Below are 21,005 nucleotides of genomic sequence, written 5' to 3'. Positions count from 1 at the left end.
GAAGGTCCCCTACTCCGTCACGGGGGCGGCGGGGGAGCCGCCCGCCTGAGCGCGCTTGATCGCGGCGTCACGCTTGCGGACGTACCAGACGCCGATCAGCCCGAGGCCCGCGCCGGCCAGGCAGGTCCACAGCCACCACAGGTGTCCGTGGTCGTCGAACCAGCCGTAGAACGGGAGCTGCACCAGGAAGAGGACGAACCAGAGGATCGTGCCGCCCGTGATGGTGGCGACGACGGGGCCCTCCAGGGGCTCCGGCGCCTCGTGCTTGGGGGTCCACTTCGCCATGTGCACAGCTTACGAGGCTCGGCGATCGGTTGTGTTCGCACCCTGTCTCCCTTGTGCCACAGGGGTCTACGCGCGGAGATAGCGATTTCTGACTCATATGTTCATACTGAAACGGTCCGAGTCTGGCCAGTTGTATTCGTAGAAAACACCAACTGCGACCTGGGGGAACCTGCTGGTGTACGACCACTGACCAGGCTCGATCACGTCCCGTCCCCCTGCACGTTTGAGGACCCGCATGTCCACCTCGGCCGCCACCAAGGCCCCCGCCCCGCAGGAGCCGGAGTCCCGGCCCGCGCAGAGCGCTCTCGACCGCTTCTTCAAGATCTCCGAGCGGGGCTCCAGCCTTCCGCGCGAGATCCGCGGCGGTTTCGCCACCTTCTTCGCGATGGCGTACATCATCGTGCTGAACCCGATCATCCTGGGCAGCGCGAAGGACATGTACGGGCACCACCTCGACAACGGGCAGCTCGTGACCGCGACCGCGCTGACCGCGGCCTTCACCACGCTCCTCATGGGCGTCATCGGCAACGTGCCGATCGCGCTGGCCGCCGGCCTCGGCGTCAACACGGTCGTCGCCCTCCAGCTCGCGCCCCGGATGTCCTGGCCGGACGCCATGGGCATGGTGGTCCTCGCGGGCTTCATCGTGATGCTCCTGGTCGCCACCGGTCTGCGAGAGCGCGTCATGAACGCGGTGCCGCTCGGCCTGCGCAAGGGCATCGCGATCGGCATCGGCCTGTTCATCATGCTGATCGGCCTGGTCGACTCCGGCTTCGTCACCCGCATCCCGGACATCGCCCAGACGACGGTCCCGCTCCAGCTCGGCAGCGACGGCCATCTCCACGGCTGGCCCGTCCTGATCTTCATCCTCGGCACGCTGCTGACCCTCGCGCTCATCGTGCGCAAGGTGCCCGGTGCCATCCTCATCTCGATCGTCACCATGACGGTCGCCGCGGTGATCATCAACTCCGTCACCACCATCCCGTCCTGGGGTCTGACCACCCCGAAGTGGCCCGGCAACCCCGTCGCCAGCCCGGACTTCGGCCTGATCGGCCAGTTCAGCCTGTTCGGCGGCTTCGGCAAGGTCGGGGTGCTGACCGGCATCCTGTTCGTCTTCACCGTGCTGCTGTCGTGCTTCTTCGACGCGATGGGCACGATCATGGGCATCAGCGACGAGGCCAAGCTGACGGACGCGCAGGGCAACATGCCCGGCATCAACAAGGTCCTCTTCGTCGACGGCATCGCCGTCGCCGCGGGCGGCGCCTCCTCCTCGTCGGCCACCACGTGCTTCGTGGAGTCCACGGCCGGCGTCGGCGAGGGTGCTCGCACGGGCTTCGCGAACGTGGTCACCGGCGCGCTGTTCGCCGTCGCCCTCTTCCTGACCCCGGTCGCCACGATGGTCCCGTCCCAGGCGGCCACCCCCGCGCTGATCGCGGTCGGCTTCCTGATCATGTCCCACTCGGTCAAGGAGATCGACTGGGCGGACTACACGATCGCCATCCCGGCCTTCGTGACGATGATGATGATGCCGTTCACCTACTCGATCACCAACGGCATCGGGATGGGCTTCATCACCTTCGTCGTGCTGCGCCTCGCGGCGGGCCGGGGTCGTGACATCCCGGTCGCCATGTACGTGGTGGCGGCGGTGTTCACCTTCTACTACCTCATGCCGGCCCTCGGCCTGACCTGAGCGGCACCGGCCGTGCGGGGGTGATCCGACCCCCGGCGGCGCACGCGGGGTCAGGTGACCCCGTAGAACTTCTCCGTCTCCTCGACGGCGGTCTGGAACCGCTGGTCGAAGTCGTCGCGAATGAGCGTCCGGACCACATAGTCCTGGACGCTCATTCCGCGTTTCGCGGCATGGTCGCGGAGCCGGTCGAGCAGCTCCCCGTCGATACGCAGGCTGAGCACGCTGGTCCCCATGGAGTCGAGGGTCGCCGCTTCCCGACCGGATACGGGTCACTTTCCGGAGCGATCTCACTCGTATGAGTGATCCCCGCGTCCGATGGCGCGTTTCACAGGGCCCGGTTGTTCTTTAGCGAGGGTAATGAGTTACGCTAAAGAACATGCCTGACCTCACCCATGGCGACGACGAGGCCGCCGTGAACGCCTTGCGCTCCGCAGTGATGCGGTTGTCGCGTCGACTCAAGCATCAGCGAGTCGACGAGTCGCTGAGCCCCACCGAGATGTCGGTGCTCGGCACCCTCGCCCGTTGCGGCAGCGCCACGCCCGGCGAACTCGCCCGCAAGGAACATGTGCAGCCGCCGTCGATGACCCGCATCGTCGCGCTGCTCGAAGCCAAGGGGCTGGTCAGGCTGGAGCCGCACCCCGAGGACCGGCGCCAGAAGGTGGTGACGCAGACCGACAAGGCCGAGGTGATGCTCGAGGAGAGCCGCCGCCGCCGGAACGCGTTCCTGGCCGGACTGGTCGAGGTCCTCGACGAGGACGAATGGGCCAAGCTCCGCGAAGCCGCTCCCGTCCTGGAGAAGCTCGCGCACATCTGAACGACGACGGCCCTCTTTCGCTCCCCGATCCCGATCCCGGTCCGGATCACTGATCTCGGTTCGGATCGCTGATCTCGGTTCGGATCACCGGTCACGACTCGGACCACTGGTCTCGGCCGAGATCACTGATCTTGGTCCTGATCACCGGTCACGAATCGGATCACCGGTCTCGGCCGAGATCGCTGATCTCGGTTCGGATCGCCGATCTCGGAGCAACGGAGGGTCCGCCCTTCCCCGCAAGCGCCGACGCCCCATGACGCCGACGTCCTCGATCGCACTGGAGGCGAGCCCTTTTGAGTACGGGACCCGGAGCACACTCCGCCCCCGCACCAGCCACCCACGACTCCCCGGCCACCCGCGACTCCCCCCGCTCCTCCTCGATGTTCAGTTCGCTGAAGATCCGGAACTACCGCCTGTTCTTCCTGGGCCAGGTCGTCTCCAACACCGGCACCTGGATGCAGCGCATCGCCCAGGACTGGCTGGTGCTCAGTCTCACCGGCTCCTCCGCCGCGGTCGGTATCACCACCGCGCTGCAGTTCCTGCCGATGCTGCTCTTCGGCCTGTACGGCGGTGTTCTCGTCGACCGCCTCCCCAAGCGGCCCACACTCCTGGTGACGCAGACGGCGATGGCCCTCACCGGCCTCGCGCTCGCCGGCCTCACCCTCTCCGGACACGTCCAGGTCTGGCACGTCTATCTCGCCGCGTTCGCCGCCGGTATGGCCACCGTCGTCGACAACCCGGCACGCCAGTCCTTCGTCTCCGAGATGGTCGGCCCCGGCCAGCTCCAGAACGCGGTCAGCCTGAACTCGGCCAACTTCCAGTCCGCGCGGCTGGTCGGACCCGCCGTCGCGGGCCTCCTGATCACCGGCGTGGGCACCGGCTGGGCCTTCCTGCTGAACGGCCTGTCGTTCGTGGCCCCGCTGGCGAGCCTGCTGCTGATGCGGTCCCGTGAACTGCACGTCGTCGAGCGGGCGCCGCGCGCCAAGGGCCAGCTCCGCGAGGGCCTCCGCTACGTCGCGGGGCGCCCGGAACTGATCTGGCCGATCGTCCTCGTCGGCTTCATCGGCACCTTCGGCTTCAACTTCCCCGTCTGGCTGTCGGCGTACGCGGACGACATCTTCGACTCGGGCGCCGGGGCCTACAGCCTCTTCAACACGCTCATCGCACTGGGTTCGCTGGCCGGGGCGCTGCTCGCGGCCCGGCGCGGCACGGCCCGGCTGCGCGTGCTGATCGCGGCGGCGGTGGCCTTCGGCGCGCTGGAGGTGGTGGCCGCCATGGCTCCCACGCTCTGGCTGTTCTCGCTCCTGATGATCCCGATCGGCGTCTTCGGGCTGACGGTGAACGTCACCGCGAACACCTCGGTCCAGATGGCCACCGACCCGGCCATGCGCGGCCGGGTCATGGCGCTGTTCATGATGGTCTTCGTGGGCGGCTCACCGCTCGGCGCGCCGCTGATCGGCTGGGTCACCGACGTCTACGGGCCCCGTGTGAGCTTCGCGCTCGGCGGACTGGTCGCGATGGCCTCGGCGACGGCGATCGGTCTGGTCCTGGCCCGCCTCGGCGGGCTGCGGGTCTCCCTCGGGTGGCATCACGGCCGCCCCCGGATCCGTTTCGTCCCGCGTGTGCGGAGCGAGGAGCAGCTCGTCACCGCGGTGTGACCCCACCGCGGTGTGACCCCACCGCGGTGTGACCCCACGGCGGTGTGACCCCATCGCCATGTGACCCCACCGTCATGTGAACCCACCGCCGTGTGACGAGGCGGTTCGGAGGCGGTCGGCCCGCGCGCAGCGGCCGGCCGCCTCTCGCGCGTCTCCGGCCACCGCGCGGACCCGCGGCAGTGGCCCCGGCACGTTCCCGCGGGAAGGGCGGAAGCGCCCGGCCGCCTCGCATACTCCCGTGTGCCGACCGTCGTTCCCTGGAAGGCTGGGGCGCATGAGACTCTTCGCTGCGGTGCTGCCCCCCGCCGGTGCGGTGCGTGAACTGGCCCCGGACGTGGACGCGTTGCGGCGGATGCCGGGAGCGGACGCCTTGCGCTGGACGGGCCGCCCCGGCTGGCACTTCACGCTCGCGTTCTACGGCGAGGTCGCCGACGAGATCGTCCCGGACCTCACGGAGCGGCTGCTGCGGGCCGGCCGGCGCACCGACCCGTTCGCGCTGTCCCTGCGCGGCGGCGGGCACTTCGGCGGGCGGGCCCTGTGGGTGGGCGCCGCGGGGGACATCGCGACCATGCGGCTGCTGGCGGACCGGGCGGAGGCGGCGGGACGCAAGGCGGGCGTCGAGATGGAGGAGCACCGTCGCTACCGGCCGCATCTGACGGTGGCCCGCAGCCGCGACTCCGCGGACTTCAAGCCGTACGTCGCCGCGCTGGACGCGTTCGCCGGAAACCCCTGGACGGTGGGTGAGCTGTGTCTCGTCCGCAGCAACCTGCCGACGTCCGGAGTGCCCGGTGAGCAGCCCCGATACGAGACAGTGGCCGGTTGCCCGCTGGGGGCGGGCGACGGGACCGGCCCGGCGGCCCGTTAACCTCGGTGGCGTGAACCCGAAGACCCGTAACCGGATCATGGCCGGTGTGCTCGTGCTGATGTTCTTCGTCGTGGCCATGGCGGCGGCGGTCAGATAGCGACCGCCACCGCCGGACGCCGGACGCGCGGCCGCGCAGCGAGGCGAACGCCCTGCGGCCACCGCCCCGCTCCGAGGCGAACGCCCTGTGGCCGCGGCCCCGCCACGCGGCGAACGTCCTGCGGGGACGGTTCCTCTACCAGGCGAATGCCTCGGGGGACGGGCCCGGGCCCGGGAAGATCGCGTCGAGACCCTCCAGGACGTCCTCCGACAGTTCCAGCTCCACCGCGCGCAGCGCCGATGCGAGCTGTTCCGCGGTGCGCGGGCCCACGATGGGTCCCGTGACGCCGGGGCGGGTCAGCAGCCAGGCCAGCGCGGCCTCTCCGGGCTCCAGACCGTGCTTCTCGAGCAGATCCTCGTACGCCTGGATCTGGGCGCGTACGGCCGTGTCGGCGAGGGCGTCGGCGGACCGGCCGCTCGCCCGGCGGCCGCCCTCGATCTCCTTCTTGATCACTCCGCCCAGCAGGCCGCCGTGCAGCGGCGACCAGGGGATGACACCGAGCCCGTACTCCTCGGCGGCCGGGATGACCTCCATCTCGGCGCGGCGCTCGGCGAGGTTGTAGAGGCACTGCTCGCTGACCAGGCCGATGGTCCCGCCGCGGCGGGCGGCGATCTCGTTGGCCTGGGCGATCTTGTAGCCGGGGAAGTTGCTGGACCCCACGTAGAGGATCTTCCCCTGCTGTACGAGGACGTCGACGGCCTGCCAGATCTCCTCGAAGGGGGTGGACCGGTCGACGTGGTGGAACTGGTAGATGTCGATGTAGTCCGTCTGGAGCCGCTTCAGGCTCGCCTCGACCGCCCGCCGGATGTTCAGGGCGGAGAGCTTGTCCTGGTTGGGCCACGGGTCGCCCTCGGTGCCCATGTTCCCGTACACCTTGGTGGCGAGGACGGTCCGGTCCCGGCGGTCGCCGCCCTTGGCGAACCAAGCGCCGATGATCTCCTCGGTGCGGCCCTTGTTCTCGCCCCACCCATAGACGTTGGCCGTGTCTACAAAGTTGATTCCCGCATCGAGAGCGGCGTCCATGATGCCGTGGCTGGTTGATTCGTCTGTCTGCGGACCGAAGTTCATCGTGCCGAGAACGAGTCGGCTGACCTTGAGTCCGGTGCGTCCGAGCTGCGTGTACTTCATGGACCACAAGCCAACTGCTTCGAGTCCGCTCCAGGCAAGGGCATCCAGTGCTTCGTCGGGTGTCGCTTCCGAGAGTCTTTTCCGCCGCTGCTGCCTAGGGCTGCCCGGCCACGTTGCGCAGACGCTGCTTGAAGTCCGTCGGGATCAGGATCTGAACCCTCCCGACTGTGTGTTGCGACATCCCGTCATGGCCGTCGAGAGCGACGAGTTGCGCAGCGGCCGTCTCGGAAAGCGGCTCCGCGTGGATGATGGCCTTGACTCCCGCGGCGCGTAGCTCCCTGCCCTTTTCGTGCTGGCTCGACAGCGTGCTCCACCGTTCCCGGTAGGTCTCTCCTGTCGGGTCTCCTCCCAGGCGTCCGGGCGCGTGGGCTGCGCGATGAGCTGTTCACGTCGCGCGTCCAGGCGCTTGTACGCCTCCCGGTACTCCCGCTTGCCCAGTTCACTGGAGTAGAGGCCCGCCTCGCGGTCCTCCGTCAGGTCCGCCAGAGCGCGGCTCACTTCCTCGATGTCACGGGTGTAGTCCACGCCCGGCCGGAAGACCTTCCGGAGGATCTCGGTATCCCCCGCAGCGAGGAGGAACACCCTTTCCGCGGCGTTCTCCAGTGTGTGCGCCGCGATGCCCTTGCTTCCGGTCGGACACGGTCTGTGCGTGGTACGGGAGGCGCATCGGTAGTGGGGCCAGTTACGCCCAGGTCCGAGGTACGCCGGCTCCCCACATGCGCAGAACGCGACGCGGAGCAGGGGCGATCCGCCCTTGCGGTTGCCGTTGCGTTTGCTGGTGTTCTCGTCCAGCTTCTTGTTGGCCAGCTCCCATTCCTCCTGCGTGATCAGAGGTTCTGCGCGCTGGAGCGGCAGCCCGTCCCGGTCCCGGACGATCGAGCGTCGGGTCGCCTTCTTCCCGCCGACCGTCGTCTCCTCGGATACCTCCATCTGCCCCAGGACGCAGCGGGAGCGCACGACCTTGGCCGTGTTCGCCGCGGTCCAGCGGCTCCCCTTCGGAGGTCTTCCGGTGCGGATCATCTGAGCGTCGAGTGACGTCGGAGTCTTCGATGCGTCCCTGTTGAGCCACTGGGCGATGCTGTTCGCCGACTCGCCCGCGATGAGACGGCGGACGATCTCACGCAGCGTCCCGGCGGTGTCGGTCCCGTAGTCGTCAGGGACGAGCTTCCACCCACCGCCGGTCTCCTGTTTCTCCTGGCGGTAGCCGTACGGCGTGCGGCCGCCGCGCCAGCGTCCCTCCTTGACCAAGTGGTTGTACGAGGACTTGGCCCGCACTCTGATGGCCTCGAGCTCCCCTTCCGCGAAGGACGCGATCAGGCTGAGGAGGAGCTTCCCCATCTGGGTGTTGAGGTCGATCCCGTCCTCCACGGTCGCGACCTCCTTGCGGTTCTCCTGGCACCACTCCAGGAGGGCGTGCACGTGGAGCACGCGTCGCGAGAGACGGTCGATCCTCAGCGCGCAGACGATGTCGAACTCGTCGGCGCGCGACTCCTCCAACGCGATCCGATGCTCGATCGCGCTGACCTCTTTCCCGATGGTCGAGGGAAGCCACTTGCCGAACTCCGGACGCTTCCAGGGCTCGACCCCGCCGGACACGTCGATGTCCTCGGCCCACCCCACGACGACGTGCCCCTCGTGATCGGCCCATCGCTGGATGGACCGACGCTGACGCTCGGGCGATGTGGTCTCGTCGGACGCCCTCGACAGACGAACCACGCCCAGAACGCGCGCCATGCCCACCCTCACCCATGAGTAATCGGAGAATTACTCTATGTAGCGACAATCGCGATGTCAAAATTGATGCTTGGCGACGTCAAACGGGTGCGAATGGGGCGAGGCTGAGCGTCCCTCGGGATCGATCATCTATATCTGGTTCGCGAGGGCGGCCGCCGGGCGAGCGGCCGTGCCGCCGACGCCCTCGCCGGCACGACCGCACGCGGGGGAGGGTGCCGGACGCGGCTGTCAGGCCGGCTGGGCCGTGTACGGCTCGCACAGGTCCCAGGCCTGGTGCATCGCCTCGGCGAAACTCTCCGCGATCTTGTGCTCGCCGCTCGCGTTCGGGTGCGTGCCGTCGTAGGTGTCGAAGTCGACGTCGTACGAGGTGGGCGGGGACGCGAGCAGCAGCGGGGAGCGCGGTTCGTCGAGGTCGGCGACCGTCTTGGCGAGGAGTTCGTTGAACGCGGCCACCTCGGCGGCGAAGGGGGCGTCGTCCCGGGCGCGGACGTTCGGTATCACCGTGAGCAGGACCATGCGGACGCGCGGGTTCGCGGCGCGGGCCTCGGCGACGAAGACGCGGACGTTGTCGGCGGTCTGGACGGCGTTGGTGTAGAAGCCGAGGTCGATGAGGCCGAGCGAGACCAGCAGGACGTCGGCGCGCTGGGCGCGGACCGCCTCGCGGATCAGCGGGGCCATGTGCAGCCAGCCCTCGCCCCAGCCGGCCAGATGGGCGCGGGGGAACTCCGGGTCCGCGTACTCGTACGAGCCGGGGGAGTCCGTCGCCTTGTCGTGGAGCGTCTCGCGCGGGCCGACGATCTTGAACGGGCCCCCGTACGTCGCGCGCAGGTGCTGCCACATCCGGTAGCGCCACGTGTGTTCGCCCGCGCTACCGATCGTCATGGAGTCGCCGACGGGCATGAACCTGAGCATCCGATCATCATGGACGATCGGCCCGGGTGGCATGGGCCCGGACGGTGTGAGGCTGGACACGCCCGCGCGGGGTCCGGCGCGGCGCACCGGTCCGGGCGGGGAGCGGGGGCCGGGCGGTATGCGTCCGGGTGGGCGGCGGCGTGAACGGGCCGGTGGGATGGCAGGCTTGGGCCATGCGCCGATCCCACTCGTACGTGTCCGGAGCCGCCGCCGGAGCCCTTGCCGGAGCGGCCCTCGTCCTCGCTCTGGCGGCGCCCGCCCTCGCCGACGGAGGGGACGGGGGATTCACCGTCAAGGACCCCCGGATCAAGGAGTCCAGCGGCCTCGCCGCCTCACGCATCCACCCGGGCGTCTACTGGACCCACAACGACAGCGACGACGGGCCGTACCTGTACGCGGTCGACAGCCGTACGGGCGAGACCGTCGCCAGGATCACCATGAGCGGGGTCGGCGCGCCCCGGGACGTCGAGGCGATCTCCCTCGGCCCCGACGGCGATCTGTACGTCGGCGACATCGGCGACAACCTCGGCGGCAAGTGGGACCACGTGTGGGTCTACAAGCTCCCCGAGCCGAAGGTGCTCAAGGACCAGACGATCCGCGCCACCCAGTACGTCGTGAAGTACTCGGACGGTCCCCGCAACGCGGAGGCGCTGATGGTGCATCCCAAGACAGGGCGCGTCTACATCGCCGACAAGGACGAGGACGGCGGCCACCTCTACGAAGGTCCCGCCGAGCTCTCCGCCACCTCGACCAACGTCTTCAAGCCCGTCGCCACGATCGACCTGTGGGTCACGGACGGCGCGTTCTCCCCCGACGGCCGGCAGCTCGCCGTGCGCGGCTACTTCGGCGGTATCGCCTACGCGTGGAACGACGGCCGGATCAAACGCCTGGAGCGCCTGAACGCGCCCCTCCAGGGCCAGGGTGAGTCGATCACCTACACGCCCGACGGATCGAGGCTCATGTACGGCAGTGAGGGCGCGGACAGCCCCGTGGAGCCGGAGGACGCGCCGGGTGCCGCGGGCTCCGGCTCCAACTCGTCCTCCAAGGGCGGAGGTTCGGCCGCCGGGGGCGGGAGCGGCGACGGGATGAGCGGTGAGGTGAAGGTCGGCGCCATCGCGGTCGCGGCCCTCTTCGCCGTGGTGTTCGGCTTCAGGCGGCTGCGCCGCCGCTGACCCGCGGTCACGGGCCGTACGTACGGCCGAGGGGCGTCCGGCGGTCTGTGCGCACGGCGAAGGGGCGCCCCGCGCTCGCGCGCCGGACGCCCCTTCGCCGTCGTTCCGCGGTTACAGCTTCTCGATCACGTAGTCGATGCAGTGCGTCAGCGCCTCGACGTCCGCCGGGTCGATCGCCGGGAACATGGCGACGCGGAGCTGGTTGCGGCCGAGCTTGCGGTACGGCTCGGTGTCGACGATGCCGTTGGCGCGCAGCACCTTGGCGACGGCGGCGGCGTCGATCTCGTCGGCGAAGTCGATCGTGCCGATGACCTGCGAGCGCTTGGCCGCGTCGGTGACGAACGGGGTGGCGTACTTGCTGTCCTCGGCCCAGCGGTACAGGCGGGTCGAGGAGTCCTTCGTACGGGCAGAGGACCAGGCGAGGCCGCCCTGGCCGTTGATCCACTCGAGCTGCTCGTTGAGCAGGAAGATCGTGGCCAGCGCGGGGGTGTTGTACGTCTGGTTCTTGCGGGAGTTGTCGATCGCCGTGGGCAGCGAGAAGAACTCCGGGATGTGCCGGCCCGAGGCGTGGATCCGCTCGGCGCGCTCGATCGCGGCCGGGGAGAACACGCCGATCCACAGGCCGCCGTCGGAGGCGAAGGACTTCTGCGGGGCGAAGTAGTAGACGTCCGTCTCGGCGATGTCGACGGGCAGGCCGCCGGCGCCGGAGGTGGCGTCCACCAGGACGAGGGCGCCCTCGTCGGCGCCTGCGACCCGCTTGATGGGGGCGGCGACACCGGTCGAGGTCTCGTTGTGCGTGAAGGCGTAGACGTCCGCGCCCGCCTCGGCGACCGGCTCGGGGTGCGTGCCCGGGTCGGAGGAGACCACGGTCGGCTCGGCGAGCCACGGGGCGAGCTTGGCCGCCTTCGCGAACTTGGAGGAGAACTCGCCGAACGTGAGGTGCTGCGACTTGTTCTCGATCAGGCCGTGCGTCGCGACGTCCCAGAACGCGGTGGAGCCGCCGTTGCCGAGGACGACCTCGTATCCGTCGGGCAGGGAGAACAGCTCGCGCACGCCCTCGCGCACCTTGCCGACCAGGTTCTTGACCGGGGCCTGACGGTGGGATGTGCCGAGCAGGGAGGCGCCGGTCGCGGCCAGCGCGTCCAGTGCCTCCGTCCGCACCTTGGAGGGGCCGGCGCCGAATCGTCCGTCGGCGGGCTTGAGGTCAGCGGGGATCTGGATATCAGCCACGCCAGGAGCCTAGCCGTTCCGGGAAACCTCGGTGAAACGTCGTCCGTCGGCTGAGACGGCGCGTGTTGACGGGGCGTGCTGACGGCACGGCCGCCGGAGGGGCCGTGGCGGTTCCTCCGGCGGCCGTGCCGTCACACCTGGTCAGTTCACTCGGCGGTGAGCCGGACCGGCAGCTCGAACAGGTCGTTCTGCGTCACCACCGGCTTGTTGCGCAGTTCCGACACGGGGACGGCCAGGTCCAGGGACGGGAAGCGCTCGTACAGGGCGGGCAGGGCGACGCCCGCCTCCAGGCGGGACAGGGCGGCGCCGGGGCAGACGTGGGGCCCGTGGCCGAAGGAGATGTGCCGGTTCTTGCCGGTGCGGCTGACGTCGAACTCGCCCGCGGTGGGCCCGTGGGCGTTCTCGTCACGGCCGATCGCGCCGTACGACACGATGAGCGCGTCGCCCGCCGGGATCACCTTGTCGCCGACCGGGACGTCCTCCGTGGCGAAACGGATGAGGACGTGGGAGGTCGGAGTGGCGTAGCGCAGGGTCTCCTCGACGACCGCGGACCAGTCCGCCTCGCCGGACAGGACGAGGGCGCGCTGGTCGGGGTGGGCGGACAGGTTGACGACCGCGTTGACGATGAGGGAGATCGTCGTCTCGTGGCCGGCCGCGACCATGAGCTGGAGGGTGGAGACGATCTCGGCGTCGGTGAGGTGGTCGCCGTCCTCGGAGGCCAGGATCAGCGCGCTGGTCAGGTCGTCGCCCGGCTCGGCGCGCTTGGCCGCCACCGTCTCCGCCATGATCCCGGCCAGCTCGGTGAGGGTCGCGATGACCTCGGCGGGCGGGGTCTGCGTCGAGAAGAACTTCTCGAAGAGCTCCTTGAGGCGCGGCAGCCGGGATTCCTCGATGCCCATGAGGTCGGCGATCACGTACATGGGCAGGGGGTAGGCGAAGTCGGCCTTCAGGTCGACGACGTCCCCGGTGAGGTTGTCGAGCAGACTCTCCGTCAGCTTCGAGATCCGCTCCCGCATCTGCTCCACCCGGCGCGGGGTCAGCGCCTGCGCCACCAGGGTGCGCATCCGCCGGTGGTCCGCGCCGTCCACGGTGAGCATGGAGCGGCCGGGGTTGGCGAGGCCGATCAGCGGCCAGTCGGCGGCGATCTCGCCGCGCTGCCAGGCGCCCCAGACGTTGATGTCCTTCACCAGGCGGGGGTCCGTGAGCAGGGCGCGCGCCTCGGCGTGGTGGGTGACGGCCCACACCGGGACACCGCCGGGCAGTTCGACGGCGGCGAGCGGCCCCGCGGCGCGCAGCGCGGCGCTCTCGCCGTCCAGGTCGGCGACGAAGGGGTCCAGGACTATGCGGGTCTCTTCGGTACCGGTGGTCATGCGGGGGTGCCTCCAAGGGCTGGGGTGGGGGTGAAGCGTTTTCCCTCGGGGCATGGGGACAGCCCCGGGACCCGGCCGGACGAGGGGTGTGCCGGCCGGGTGGTGAAGGTGTCTCAGAGGACGGGTACGGGTGTGAACCGCACGGGCAGTTCGTTCAGCCCCCGCAGCCACGGGGAGGGACGCCGGGTCAGCGTCTCGGCGGGCACCGCCAGGTCGATGTCCGGCAGCCGGTCCAGGACGACCTCGATGCCGGTCCGCGCGATGACCTCGGCGACCTCCTGCGCCGGGAACGGGCAGCGGTGCTCCCCGTGACCGAAGGAGAAGTGGGCGTTGTTGCCGCCGGTGAGCGCCGAACTGTCGGTGCGGACCTGGGGGTCGGAGTTGGCGCCCTGGAGACCGAGGAGCAGCAGGTCGCCGGAGCGGATCCGGCGGCCGCCGAGCTGGGTGTCGCGGGAGGCCCAGCGCCCGGCCACGTTCTGGGTCGGGGTGTCCTCCCACAGGACCTCGTTCATGGCTTCGGCGACGCTGTGCCGGCCGCCGAACAGGGAGGCCGCGAACCGCTCGTCGGTGAGCATCAGCCGCAGCGAGTTGCCGATCCAGTCGGCCGTCGGCTGGTGGCCGGCGGCCATCATGACCATGAGGTCCTGGACGATCTCCATGTCGTCGAAGCCCGCGGTGTTGGCGAGCATCCGCGAGACGACGTCGTCGGCGGGCGTCTCCTTGCGGTCGGCGATCAACCGGGCCATGGAGGAGGCCAGATGCTGCTGTCCGGCCAGCGCGCCCTCACGCCCGTTGATCATGTCGTTCAGGGCGGTGACCAGGCCGGGACCCTGCTCGTCCGAGAAGCCGTAGAGCGTCGCGAGGACCCGTACGGGCAGCAGGGCCGCGTAGTCGCCGACGAGGTCGGTCTCGCCCTCGGGACAGACCGCGTCGATCAGCTCGTCGGCGAACTTCTCGGCCTGGGAACGCAGTTCGAAGGGGTCGACGGCTTCGAGGGCGTCGCTGATCATCGCGGCGCGCTCCCGGTGGCGCTCACCGACGGTGTACAGGATGGAGGGCTGCTTGCGGCCGATCATCGGCAGCAGCGGCCAGTCGTCGGGGATGCGCTCCCACTGGCTCCACAGCTCCGAGTCCCGGCTGAAGAGCTGGGGGTCGCCGGTGACCTGGTGCAGTTCGCGGTAGCCGAGCACGAGCCAGGCCGGGATGTCGCCGTCGAGGACGACGGGCACGACGGAGCCGTGGTCGCGCCGCATCTCCCGGTACAGCTCGGCGGGTTCGGTCTGGAACCGCGGTCCGCCGAGGGGGACGGGCGCGGTGGTGGAGGCGGGGGTCACAGCGCGGGCTCCGGTGATTGAAGGGCGCCTTCCGCGGCCGCGGCGCCGTGACGGGCGTAGTGGGACTGGAGGTGCTCCACCAGCGTGATCAGCACCTGCTTGCTGGACTCCCGGGAGCGGGCGTCGCAGTCGAGCAGCGGTACGTGCGGGTCGAGGTCGAGGGCCTCGCGGATCTGCGCCGGGGTGTGCGCGGGCCCGCCGAAGTCGTTGCAGGCCACGATGAAGGGCGTGCCGTGGTGCTCCAGCCGGTCGATGGCGTACCAGGACTCGTCGATGCGACGGGTGTCGACCAGGACGATCGCCCCGAGCGTCCCGGAGAACAGCCGGTCCCACAGGAACCAGAACCGCTCCTGCCCGGGTGCGCCGAACAGGTACAGGATGTTGTGCGTGTCCAGCGTGATGCGGCCGAAGTCGAAGGCGACGGTGGTCGCGGACTTGCCGCGCACCTCGCTGATGTCGTCGACGCTCTCGCCGGCCTGGGTCATCGTCTCCTCGGTGTTGAGGGGACGGATCTCGCTGACCGAGCGGACGAGGGTCGTCTTGCCGACACCGAAGCCGCCCACGATCACGATCTTGAGGCCGTTGTCGGCCGACGCGGACAGGGGCGCACGAGCGTCAGAGGTTACGGAGTCCAACGAGCACCTGCTCCAGGATGTCGGGATCGGGAAGACCGGAGGGAACCGTCGTGTGCGGGTGACGGGCGCTGACCCGGCCGGTGGAGAGCAGGTCGGAGAGCAGGACGCGGGTGATCGACACCGGCAGTTTCAGTTCCGCCGCGATCTCCACGACCGCCGTCGGCCGCTCGCACATCCGCAGGATCGCGGCGTGCTCGGACTGCATGCCCACCGCCGGATCGCACTCGGCGACCACCAGCGTCACGAGGTCGAAGGGGGTGTCCGGGCCGGACCGGGTGCGCCCTCCGGTGAGGGTGTACAGCCGGTCCGGCGCGTCGTCCCTGCCGGGACGGCTCATGACGACCGGGGCGGCGAGGTCAGGTGCTCGCCGAGTTGTTCCACGAGTTCGCTCATGTTGTGTCCCACCAGTCCGGCGTCGGCGTCCTCGGCGGTGACGACGGCGAGGTGCGCGCCGTCGCCGGCCTCCACGATGAACAGCACCCCTCCGTAGAACTCGGCCATCGCCGAGCGGACGCCGCCGCTGCCGTCGCCGAACTCCACGGAGGCGCCGTGGGACAGCGACTGGATGCCGGCGGCGATGGCGGCGAGCTGGTCGGCCTGGTCGACCGACAGCTCCGGGGTGCGGCACAGCTTCAGTCCGTCGCGGGAGAGCACGAGCGCGTGCCGTGCGCCCGGGGTGCGCTCAAGGAGGCCCTCGATGAGCCAGGTGAGCTTCTCGTCGGCGGTGATGGTGCCGGTCATGAAGTGGTGTCGCCTTCCGGGAGCGCGTGCGCGGTGGGGGTGGTGGGGGTCGGAGTGGGGGCGGTGGTGGACGCGGATGCGTGGTCCTCGGCCCGTGCCGGTGCTTCCGCCGGGGCCGGACCGTCGGCCGCCACGGGCCCGGGGGCGCCCGGCGCCGTGCCGCGGACCGCCTGGCGGAAGGTGCCGAAGCGGGCCGCCGGCCGGTTCTTGGGGTCGTCGCCGGTACGGGGTTCGGGGTCGGCCGGGGGTGTGACGTGCGAGCGGCTGCGCTCGGCGTGGGCGAGGGTGCGTCCGCGGCGGCGCTTGGGCAGGCCGCCGGTGGCCGCGAGGCCCTGCTCGTGCCGGGGCGAGTCGTGGGTCGGGACGGGGTCCGGGTCGAGATCGCCGGACGCGTGGGCCGCGGCGTACGACGCGGGGGACGCGGGCGACACGGGGAACTCGGGAGACCCGGCGGATTCCCGGTGCGTACGGGACTCCTGCGATCCCTGCGACCGCACGGGCTCCTGCGACCGCACGGGCTCCTGCGACCGCACGGGCTCCTGCGACAGCACGGGCTCCGGCGACTCCGGGCCGTCCGGGGGCCTCGGCGCGGACGTGTGGCCGTCGACGGCGGTCGGGGCGGCGGGGACGGGGTCGGGTCCGGCGGGCAGCGGGGCCGCGCCGAGGGGGATGCTGGGCTGCGTGAGGATGTCCTGCGGGATCAGGACCAGGACGCCGGTGCCGCCGCGGGCGGAGGGCCGGAAGGACACCTTCAGGCCGTGCTTGCGGGCCAGCCGGCCGACCACCGCGAGACCGAGGCGGGTGCCGGTGAGGCCGCCGAGACCCGCCGGGCCCACCGCCTCCCCGGAGACGGCGCGTTCGGCGCGGCGCAGTTGCACGTCGCCCATGACCAGGCCGCTGTCCTCGACGGAGACGATGACACCCGCCGGGACCTCCTCGACGTACACATGCACTTCGGCGGTGGGCGGCGAGAAGTTGGCGGCGTTGTCGAGGAGTTCGGCGAGCGCGTGCATGACGCCCTCGGCGGCGTGGCCGGAGACGGCGGCCTCGCTGGCGGAGTGGACGCGCACCCGCTGGTAGCCGCCGATGCGGCCCATGGCGCCGCGCAGGATGGACTCCATGACGATCGGGCGGGCCCAGCGGCGTCCCGAGCGCGCGCCGGTCAGGACGGCGACGGAGTCGGCGAGGCGGCCCGCCTGCGCGGTGCGGTGGTCGAGGTGGAGGAGGTCGGCGAGGACGTCCTCGTCGGAGTGCCGCTCCTCCATGGCCCGAAGGTCGGCGAGCATGCCGGTGGAGAGCGCCTGCATGCGGCCGGCCGCGTTGGCGGTCGCGGAGATCGCGGCGGCCCGGTCGCCGACGGCCCGCCGGGCGCGTTCGGAGAGTTCGGCGTTGCGCTCGGTGAGCCGGGCCCGGTCGCCGGTGAGCAGCGTCCGTTCCTCGGCGAACTGCTCGGTGAGGCGGGCTCGTTCGCGCTCGGCCGTCTCGGTCAGACGGATCCGTTCCTGGGCCGCGGCCTCGGCGGCGCGGGCTCGTTCGCGGGCGGCCTCGTCGGCGAGCCGGGCCCGCTCCTGGCCGAACTCCTCGGCCAGCCGGGCGCGTTCCTGCAGGAGCCGGCCGGTGTCCTTGGTCACGCTGTCGAGGCGGCGGAGCGCGATGCGTCTGGCCTGCACGGCGTGGGCGGCCACCGCGACGGCGGCGCACAGCAGTAGCGCGGCGGCGCCGGTGCCCCAGGCGAGGGGCACGCGGGCGGGCTCGGGGGCCAGCAGGACGGCGGCCACCACGGCCGCGGCGGCCGGGACGGCGGCGGTCAGCGCGGCTTTCGCCGTGGCGCGGGGGGTGGGTCGTTCGCCGGAGGGCTGGGGCGGGGTCATCAATGGGTCCTCGGTCGTGTTCCTGGGGGGAGAACGTGTCCTCGGTCGTGTCCTCGGTCGGTCCTGGGCGAGAAGCGACACATGATGCTCAACTCGCCGTCACTATATGAGAGTTCGTGATCCGATTGGGAAGCTTCGAAAAGCGGTTTCATGATCGCCCCCGCATATCGGGGCCTTTCGGGTGCGCGGCCGGAGGGCCGCCGCCGAGGCCCGGCGGCATTCTGGAGACATGACGGATCTGGGTGGACGGCCGGAAGGAAAGCCCGAGGGGAAGCCCGACGGGCAGGCCGGGGAGAGGCGGACCGGGCGCCCCGACGGACAGGCCGGGGGCGAACCGGGCGGGCGGTCTCGGCGGCGAGGGCGGGGCCGGGCCCCCGGACGGCTCGGCGGTCCGTCCGGGGACGGGCCGGACGGGCTCCCCGCAGGGGGGCCGCGAGCGCCGTCCGACGAGCTCCGGTCCGAGCTGGTGCGGGCCGTGCGCGGCGAGGTCTCCTTCGACGCGACGGCGCGGGCGCTGACCACCATGGACGCCTCCAACTACCGGCGCGTACCGCTCGGTGTGGTGGCCCCGCGGGACGCCGACGACGTGGCCGCCGCGCTCGCCGTGTGCCGCGCCCACGCGGTGCCGGTCGTGGCGCGCGGCGGCGGCACCTCGATCGCCGGGCAGGCCACGGGAACCGGCGTCGTCCTCGACTTCACCCGGCACATGAACCGGATCCTCGCGGTCGACCCGGAGGCCCGTACGGCCGTCGTCCAGCCCGGGGCCGTACTCGACCGTCTCCAGGAGGCCGCGGCCCCGCACGGCCTGCGTTTCGGCCCCGACCCCTCCACGCACAGCCGCTGCACCCTCGGCGGGATGATCGGCAACAACTCCTGCGGCTCCCACTCGGTCGCCTGGGGCACCACCGCGGACAACGTGCGGGAACTCACCGTCGTCGGCGCGGCCGGGGACACCCGCCGCCTCGGCCGTGCCTGGCAGGGCGCCCCGGACGGCCTGAGGGCCCTGGTCGAGAGCGAGTTGGCGCTGCTGCGGACCGGCTTCCCCGAGCTCCCGCGGCGGATCTCCGGGTACGCCCTCGACGCGCTCCTGCCCGAGCGCGGCGCGGACACCGCCCGCGCGTTCTGCGGCTCCGAGGGCACCTGGGGCCTGCTCACCGAGGCGGTCGTACGACTGGTCGAGGCACCCCGGGCGCCGGCGCTGGCCGTCCTCGCCTACCCCGACGAGAGCGCCGCCGCGGACGCCGCCGCCGGCCTGCTCGGGTACGGGCCGCTGACCGTGGAGGGCATGGCCGCCGATCTCGTGCCCGCCGACGCGGGGCTGCCGCCCGGCGGGGCCTGGCTGTTCGTGGAGACCGGCGGCGGATCGCCGGCCGAGGCACGCGCGCGTGCGGACACGATCGTGCGGGCCGCCGACGTACGCGACGCCCTGGTGGTCACCGACCCGGCCGGGCAGCGGGCGCTGTGGCGGCTGCGGGAGGACGCGAGCGGCACGGCGACCCGGATGCCGTACGCGGGGGACGACGCCCTGTCCGGCCGGGGCCGCGGGCTCGGCGGCGAGGCCTGGCCCGGCTGGGAGGACTGCGCGGTGCCGCCCGCCCGGCTCGGCGCGTACCTCCGCGACTTCCGCGCCCTGCTCACCGCCCACGACCTGCACGGCACCCCGTACGGGCACTTCGGCGACGGCTGCGTCCACGTCCGGATCGACTTCGACCTGATCTCCGCGGCGGGCGTCACCCGCTTCCGGCGCTTCTCCGAGGAGGCCGCCCGCCTCGTCGTCTCCCACGGGGGCTCCCTGTCCGGCGAGCACGGGGACGGGCAGGCCCGCGCGGAACTGCTGCCGGCCATGTACGGCGCCGACATGGTCCGCCTCTTCGAACGGGCCAAGGACCTCTGGGACCCGCGCGGCCTGTTCAACCCCGGCATACTCGTACGCCCGCACCGGCTGGACGAGAACCTGCGCTTCGCGGTGCTGCCGCACCGGCCGGTGGACGTGGAGTTCGGCTATCCGGCGGACGGCGGCGACTTCTCGGCGGCGGTGCGCCGTTGCGTGGGTGTCGCCAAGTGCCGTACGGCACCGGCTCCGGGCGGCGACGGGGTCATGTGCCCCTCCTTCCGGGCGACCGGCGAGGAGGCGCACTCCACGCGCGGCCGGGCCAGGCTGCTGCACGAGATGCTCGCCGGCGAGATCGTCACCGACGGGTGGCGCTCGACGGAGGTCCGTGACGCGCTGGACCTGTGCCTGTCGTGCAAGGGATGCCGGTCCGACTGCCCGGTCGGCGTCGACATGGCCACGTACAAGGCGGAGTTCCTCCACCACCACTACGCCGGTCGCCGCCGCCCCGCCGCCCACTACGCCCTGGGACGGCTCCCCTTCTGGCTCGCGGCCGTGACCCGCACCCGCTCGGCCCGGCTCGTCAACGCCCTCGTGTCCCTGCCCCCGGTGGCCGCCGCGGCCAAGCACCTGGCCGGGGTCGCACCCGGACGGGAGATCCCGCGGCTGGCCCCGGAGACGTTCAGCCAGTGGTGGTCGGCCCGGTTCCGGGAGCGGGCACGGGCGTACGTGCGTGAGCGGCGCCGGGGTGGAGCGGGCGGGAGCGAGGGGCGGCGGCCAGGGGCCGCGCTGTTCCCGGGGTTCGAGGGCAGGACGGTCCTCCTGTGGCCGGACACCTTCACCGAGCACCTGGAACCCTCCGTCGGACGTGCCGCCGTACGGGTCCTGGAGGCCGCCGGACTGGCGGTGCTGCTGCCGCCCAGGAGGGTGTGGCGCCACGGGCCCGTCGGCGACGGGGTCACCAGGGGCCCCCTCCGCCCGTCCATGTTGCTCCCGCGCCGCCGGCAGCGCGTGTGCTGCGGACTGACGTACGTCTCGACCGGCCAGCTCGACCGCGCCCGCGCCGTCCTGCGCCGCACCCTCGACCTCCTGGAGCCCTACCTCGCCATGGACGGCCTCCCGGTCGTCGTGCTGGAGCCGAGCTGTGCCGCGGCCCTGCGCACGGACCTGCCCGAACTGCTGCCCGGCGACCCGCGCGCGGCGCGGCTGGCGGCGGCCGTGGTGACCTTCGCGGAGGCACTGGAACGGCACGCGCCGGACTGGACCCCGCCCCGCCTGGACCGCCCGGCGGCCGGCCAGACGCACTGCCACCAGCACGCGGTCCTCGGCGACGCGGCCGAACGCCGGCTGCGCGAGGCGGCGGGCCTGACCGGCACCCTCGCCGGCGGCTGCTGCGGACTCGCGGGCAACTTCGGCTTCGAGAAGGGCCACGAGGAGGTGTCGCGGGCCTGTGCGGAGGAACAGCTCCTGCCGGCGGTCCGGGCGGCCGACGAGAACGCCGTGATCCTCGCCGACGGCTTCTCCTGCCGCACCCAGTTGGCCCAGCTCTCCGGCCGCCGGGGCCGCCACCTGGCGGAGGTACTGGCACAGGCTCTGGACGACGGCCCGCGGAACGGCGGGTCCGCGGGAACCGCGTAAGTA

Annotated in this window: 18 protein-coding genes; 6 read left to right on the top strand and 12 right to left on the bottom strand. The window is 71.6% G+C overall.

Annotation, left to right across the window (positions count from 1 at the left end; all coding sequences use genetic code 11):
* Positions 1-9: 9 nt before the first annotated feature.
* Positions 10-285, bottom strand: coding sequence for a DUF2530 domain-containing protein (locus ACFXGX_RS20050; protein ID WP_384792742.1), 276 nt, complete (start codon positions 283-285; stop codon positions 10-12).
* A 235-nt stretch (positions 286-520) separates the two neighbouring features.
* Here ACFXGX_RS20050 and ACFXGX_RS20045 point away from each other — a divergent pair, with 235 nt between their 5' ends.
* Positions 521-1,972, top strand: coding sequence for an NCS2 family permease (locus ACFXGX_RS20045; RefSeq protein ID WP_384792739.1), 1,452 nt, complete (start codon positions 521-523; stop codon positions 1,970-1,972).
* Between the two features lie 50 nt (positions 1,973-2,022).
* Here the strand turns inward: ACFXGX_RS20045 and ACFXGX_RS20040 are convergent, their stop codons facing one another.
* A complete protein-coding gene (locus ACFXGX_RS20040) occupies positions 2,023-2,205 on the bottom strand; it encodes a ribbon-helix-helix protein, CopG family (RefSeq protein WP_075027057.1) in 183 nt (60 codons plus the stop codon).
* 143 nt (positions 2,206-2,348) lie between these two features.
* On the opposite strand from ACFXGX_RS20040, the gene ACFXGX_RS20035 reads away from it, so the two are divergent.
* From ACFXGX_RS20035 to thpR, 3 genes are all read left to right on the top strand, one after another.
* Positions 2,349-2,786 (top strand): MarR family winged helix-turn-helix transcriptional regulator, encoded by a 438-nt coding sequence (locus tag ACFXGX_RS20035; protein ID WP_384792736.1) that lies wholly within the window; start codon positions 2,349-2,351, stop codon positions 2,784-2,786.
* Positions 2,787-3,079: 293 nt separating this feature from the next.
* A complete protein-coding gene (locus ACFXGX_RS20030; RefSeq protein WP_384792733.1) occupies positions 3,080-4,444 on the top strand; it encodes an MFS transporter in 1,365 nt (454 codons plus the stop codon).
* 274 nt (positions 4,445-4,718) lie between these two features.
* The gene (gene thpR, locus ACFXGX_RS20025) at positions 4,719-5,309 is read left to right on the top strand and encodes an RNA 2',3'-cyclic phosphodiesterase (RefSeq protein WP_384792730.1); all 591 of its coding nucleotides are present in this window, start codon (positions 4,719-4,721) and stop codon (positions 5,307-5,309) included.
* A gap of 232 nt (positions 5,310-5,541) precedes the next feature.
* On the opposite strand, the gene ACFXGX_RS20020 is transcribed toward thpR, so the two are convergent.
* The 3 genes from ACFXGX_RS20020 to ACFXGX_RS20010 form a co-directional block, all read right to left on the bottom strand.
* Positions 5,542-6,534 carry an aldo/keto reductase gene (locus ACFXGX_RS20020; protein WP_384792728.1) on the bottom strand — a complete coding sequence of 331 codons (993 nt, stop codon included), beginning with the start codon at positions 6,532-6,534 and terminating at the stop codon, positions 5,542-5,544.
* A 144-nt stretch (positions 6,535-6,678) separates the two neighbouring features.
* The gene (locus ACFXGX_RS20015; RefSeq protein ID WP_384792725.1) at positions 6,679-8,268 is read right to left on the bottom strand and encodes a recombinase family protein; all 1,590 of its coding nucleotides are present in this window, start codon (positions 8,266-8,268) and stop codon (positions 6,679-6,681) included.
* A 228-nt stretch (positions 8,269-8,496) separates the two neighbouring features.
* Positions 8,497-9,180: an SGNH/GDSL hydrolase family protein gene (locus tag ACFXGX_RS20010; RefSeq protein WP_384792722.1), complete on the bottom strand. Its 684-nt coding sequence runs from the start codon at positions 9,178-9,180 to the stop codon at positions 8,497-8,499.
* 173 nt (positions 9,181-9,353) lie between these two features.
* Here ACFXGX_RS20010 and ACFXGX_RS20005 point away from each other — a divergent pair, with 173 nt between their 5' ends.
* Positions 9,354-10,352, top strand: a complete 999-nt coding sequence (locus ACFXGX_RS20005; RefSeq protein WP_384792719.1) for a WD40 repeat domain-containing protein — start codon at positions 9,354-9,356, stop codon at positions 10,350-10,352.
* Positions 10,353-10,463: 111 nt separating this feature from the next.
* On the opposite strand, the gene serC is transcribed toward ACFXGX_RS20005, so the two are convergent.
* From serC to ACFXGX_RS19970, 7 genes are all read right to left on the bottom strand, one after another.
* Positions 10,464-11,582, bottom strand: a complete 1,119-nt coding sequence (gene serC / locus ACFXGX_RS20000; RefSeq protein WP_384792717.1) for a phosphoserine transaminase — start codon at positions 11,580-11,582, stop codon at positions 10,464-10,466.
* A 146-nt stretch (positions 11,583-11,728) separates the two neighbouring features.
* Positions 11,729-12,952: a cytochrome P450 gene (locus ACFXGX_RS19995; RefSeq protein WP_384792714.1), complete on the bottom strand. Its 1,224-nt coding sequence runs from the start codon at positions 12,950-12,952 to the stop codon at positions 11,729-11,731.
* 113 nt (positions 12,953-13,065) lie between these two features.
* On the bottom strand, positions 13,066-14,286 hold the full coding sequence (locus ACFXGX_RS19990; RefSeq protein ID WP_384792711.1) for a cytochrome P450: 1,221 nt from the start codon (positions 14,284-14,286) through the stop codon (positions 13,066-13,068).
* Entirely contained in the window at positions 14,283-14,921 is a 639-nt protein-coding gene (locus ACFXGX_RS19985; protein WP_384792708.1) for an ATP/GTP-binding protein, read from the bottom strand. The genes ACFXGX_RS19990 and ACFXGX_RS19985 overlap by 4 nt, the downstream gene beginning before the upstream one ends.
* Complete coding sequence (locus tag ACFXGX_RS19980) at positions 14,902-15,258, bottom strand: DUF742 domain-containing protein (protein WP_355764934.1); 357 nt, start codon at positions 15,256-15,258, stop codon at positions 14,902-14,904. Before ACFXGX_RS19980 ends, ACFXGX_RS19985 begins: the two co-directional genes overlap by 20 nt.
* The gene (locus tag ACFXGX_RS19975) at positions 15,255-15,662 is read right to left on the bottom strand and encodes a roadblock/LC7 domain-containing protein (RefSeq protein ID WP_261701833.1); all 408 of its coding nucleotides are present in this window, start codon (positions 15,660-15,662) and stop codon (positions 15,255-15,257) included. Before ACFXGX_RS19975 ends, ACFXGX_RS19980 begins: the two co-directional genes overlap by 4 nt.
* Positions 15,659-17,533, bottom strand: a complete 1,875-nt coding sequence (locus ACFXGX_RS19970) for an ATP-binding protein (protein WP_384792703.1) — start codon at positions 17,531-17,533, stop codon at positions 15,659-15,661. Before ACFXGX_RS19970 ends, ACFXGX_RS19975 begins: the two co-directional genes overlap by 4 nt.
* Positions 17,534-18,056: 523 nt before the next feature.
* On the opposite strand from ACFXGX_RS19970, the gene ACFXGX_RS19965 reads away from it, so the two are divergent.
* Positions 18,057-21,002, top strand: coding sequence for an FAD-binding and (Fe-S)-binding domain-containing protein (locus tag ACFXGX_RS19965; RefSeq protein ID WP_384792765.1), 2,946 nt, complete (start codon positions 18,057-18,059; stop codon positions 21,000-21,002).
* Positions 21,003-21,005: the final 3 nt, after the last annotated feature.

This window comes from Streptomyces sp. NPDC059371, assembly GCF_042751995.1.
Lineage (GTDB): Bacteria > Actinomycetota > Actinomycetes > Streptomycetales > Streptomycetaceae > Streptomyces.
The sequence above is the reverse complement of the archived record's forward strand: the minus strand, read 5'-3'. Positions and strand labels throughout refer to the sequence as shown.

Bases quoted from the DNA above. Each gene is read 5' to 3' on its own strand.
- ACFXGX_RS20050 (WP_384792742.1), bottom strand. From the start codon at position 285: ATGGCGAAGTGGACCCCCAAGCACGAGGCGCCGGAGCCCCTGGAGGGC.
- ACFXGX_RS20045 (WP_384792739.1), top strand. From the start codon at position 521: ATGTCCACCTCGGCCGCCACCAAGGCCCCCGCCCCGCAGGAGCCGGAG.
- ACFXGX_RS20040 (WP_075027057.1), bottom strand. From the start codon at position 2,205: ATGGGGACCAGCGTGCTCAGCCTGCGTATCGACGGGGAGCTGCTCGAC.
- ACFXGX_RS20035 (WP_384792736.1), top strand. From the start codon at position 2,349: ATGCCTGACCTCACCCATGGCGACGACGAGGCCGCCGTGAACGCCTTG.
- thpR (WP_384792730.1), top strand. From the start codon at position 4,719: ATGAGACTCTTCGCTGCGGTGCTGCCCCCCGCCGGTGCGGTGCGTGAA.
- ACFXGX_RS20020 (WP_384792728.1), bottom strand. From the start codon at position 6,534: ATGAAGTACACGCAGCTCGGACGCACCGGACTCAAGGTCAGCCGACTC.
- ACFXGX_RS20015 (WP_384792725.1), bottom strand. From the start codon at position 8,268: ATGGCGCGCGTTCTGGGCGTGGTTCGTCTGTCGAGGGCGTCCGACGAG.
- ACFXGX_RS20010 (WP_384792722.1), bottom strand. From the start codon at position 9,180: ATGCTCAGGTTCATGCCCGTCGGCGACTCCATGACGATCGGTAGCGCG.
- ACFXGX_RS20005 (WP_384792719.1), top strand. From the start codon at position 9,354: ATGCGCCGATCCCACTCGTACGTGTCCGGAGCCGCCGCCGGAGCCCTT.
- ACFXGX_RS19995 (WP_384792714.1), bottom strand. From the start codon at position 12,952: ATGACCACCGGTACCGAAGAGACCCGCATAGTCCTGGACCCCTTCGTC.
- ACFXGX_RS19980 (WP_355764934.1), bottom strand. From the start codon at position 15,258: ATGAGCCGTCCCGGCAGGGACGACGCGCCGGACCGGCTGTACACCCTC.
- ACFXGX_RS19975 (WP_261701833.1), bottom strand. From the start codon at position 15,662: ATGACCGGCACCATCACCGCCGACGAGAAGCTCACCTGGCTCATCGAG.
- ACFXGX_RS19970 (WP_384792703.1), bottom strand. From the start codon at position 17,533: ATGACCCCGCCCCAGCCCTCCGGCGAACGACCCACCCCCCGCGCCACG.
- ACFXGX_RS19965 (WP_384792765.1), top strand. From the start codon at position 18,057: ATGGACGCCTCCAACTACCGGCGCGTACCGCTCGGTGTGGTGGCCCCG.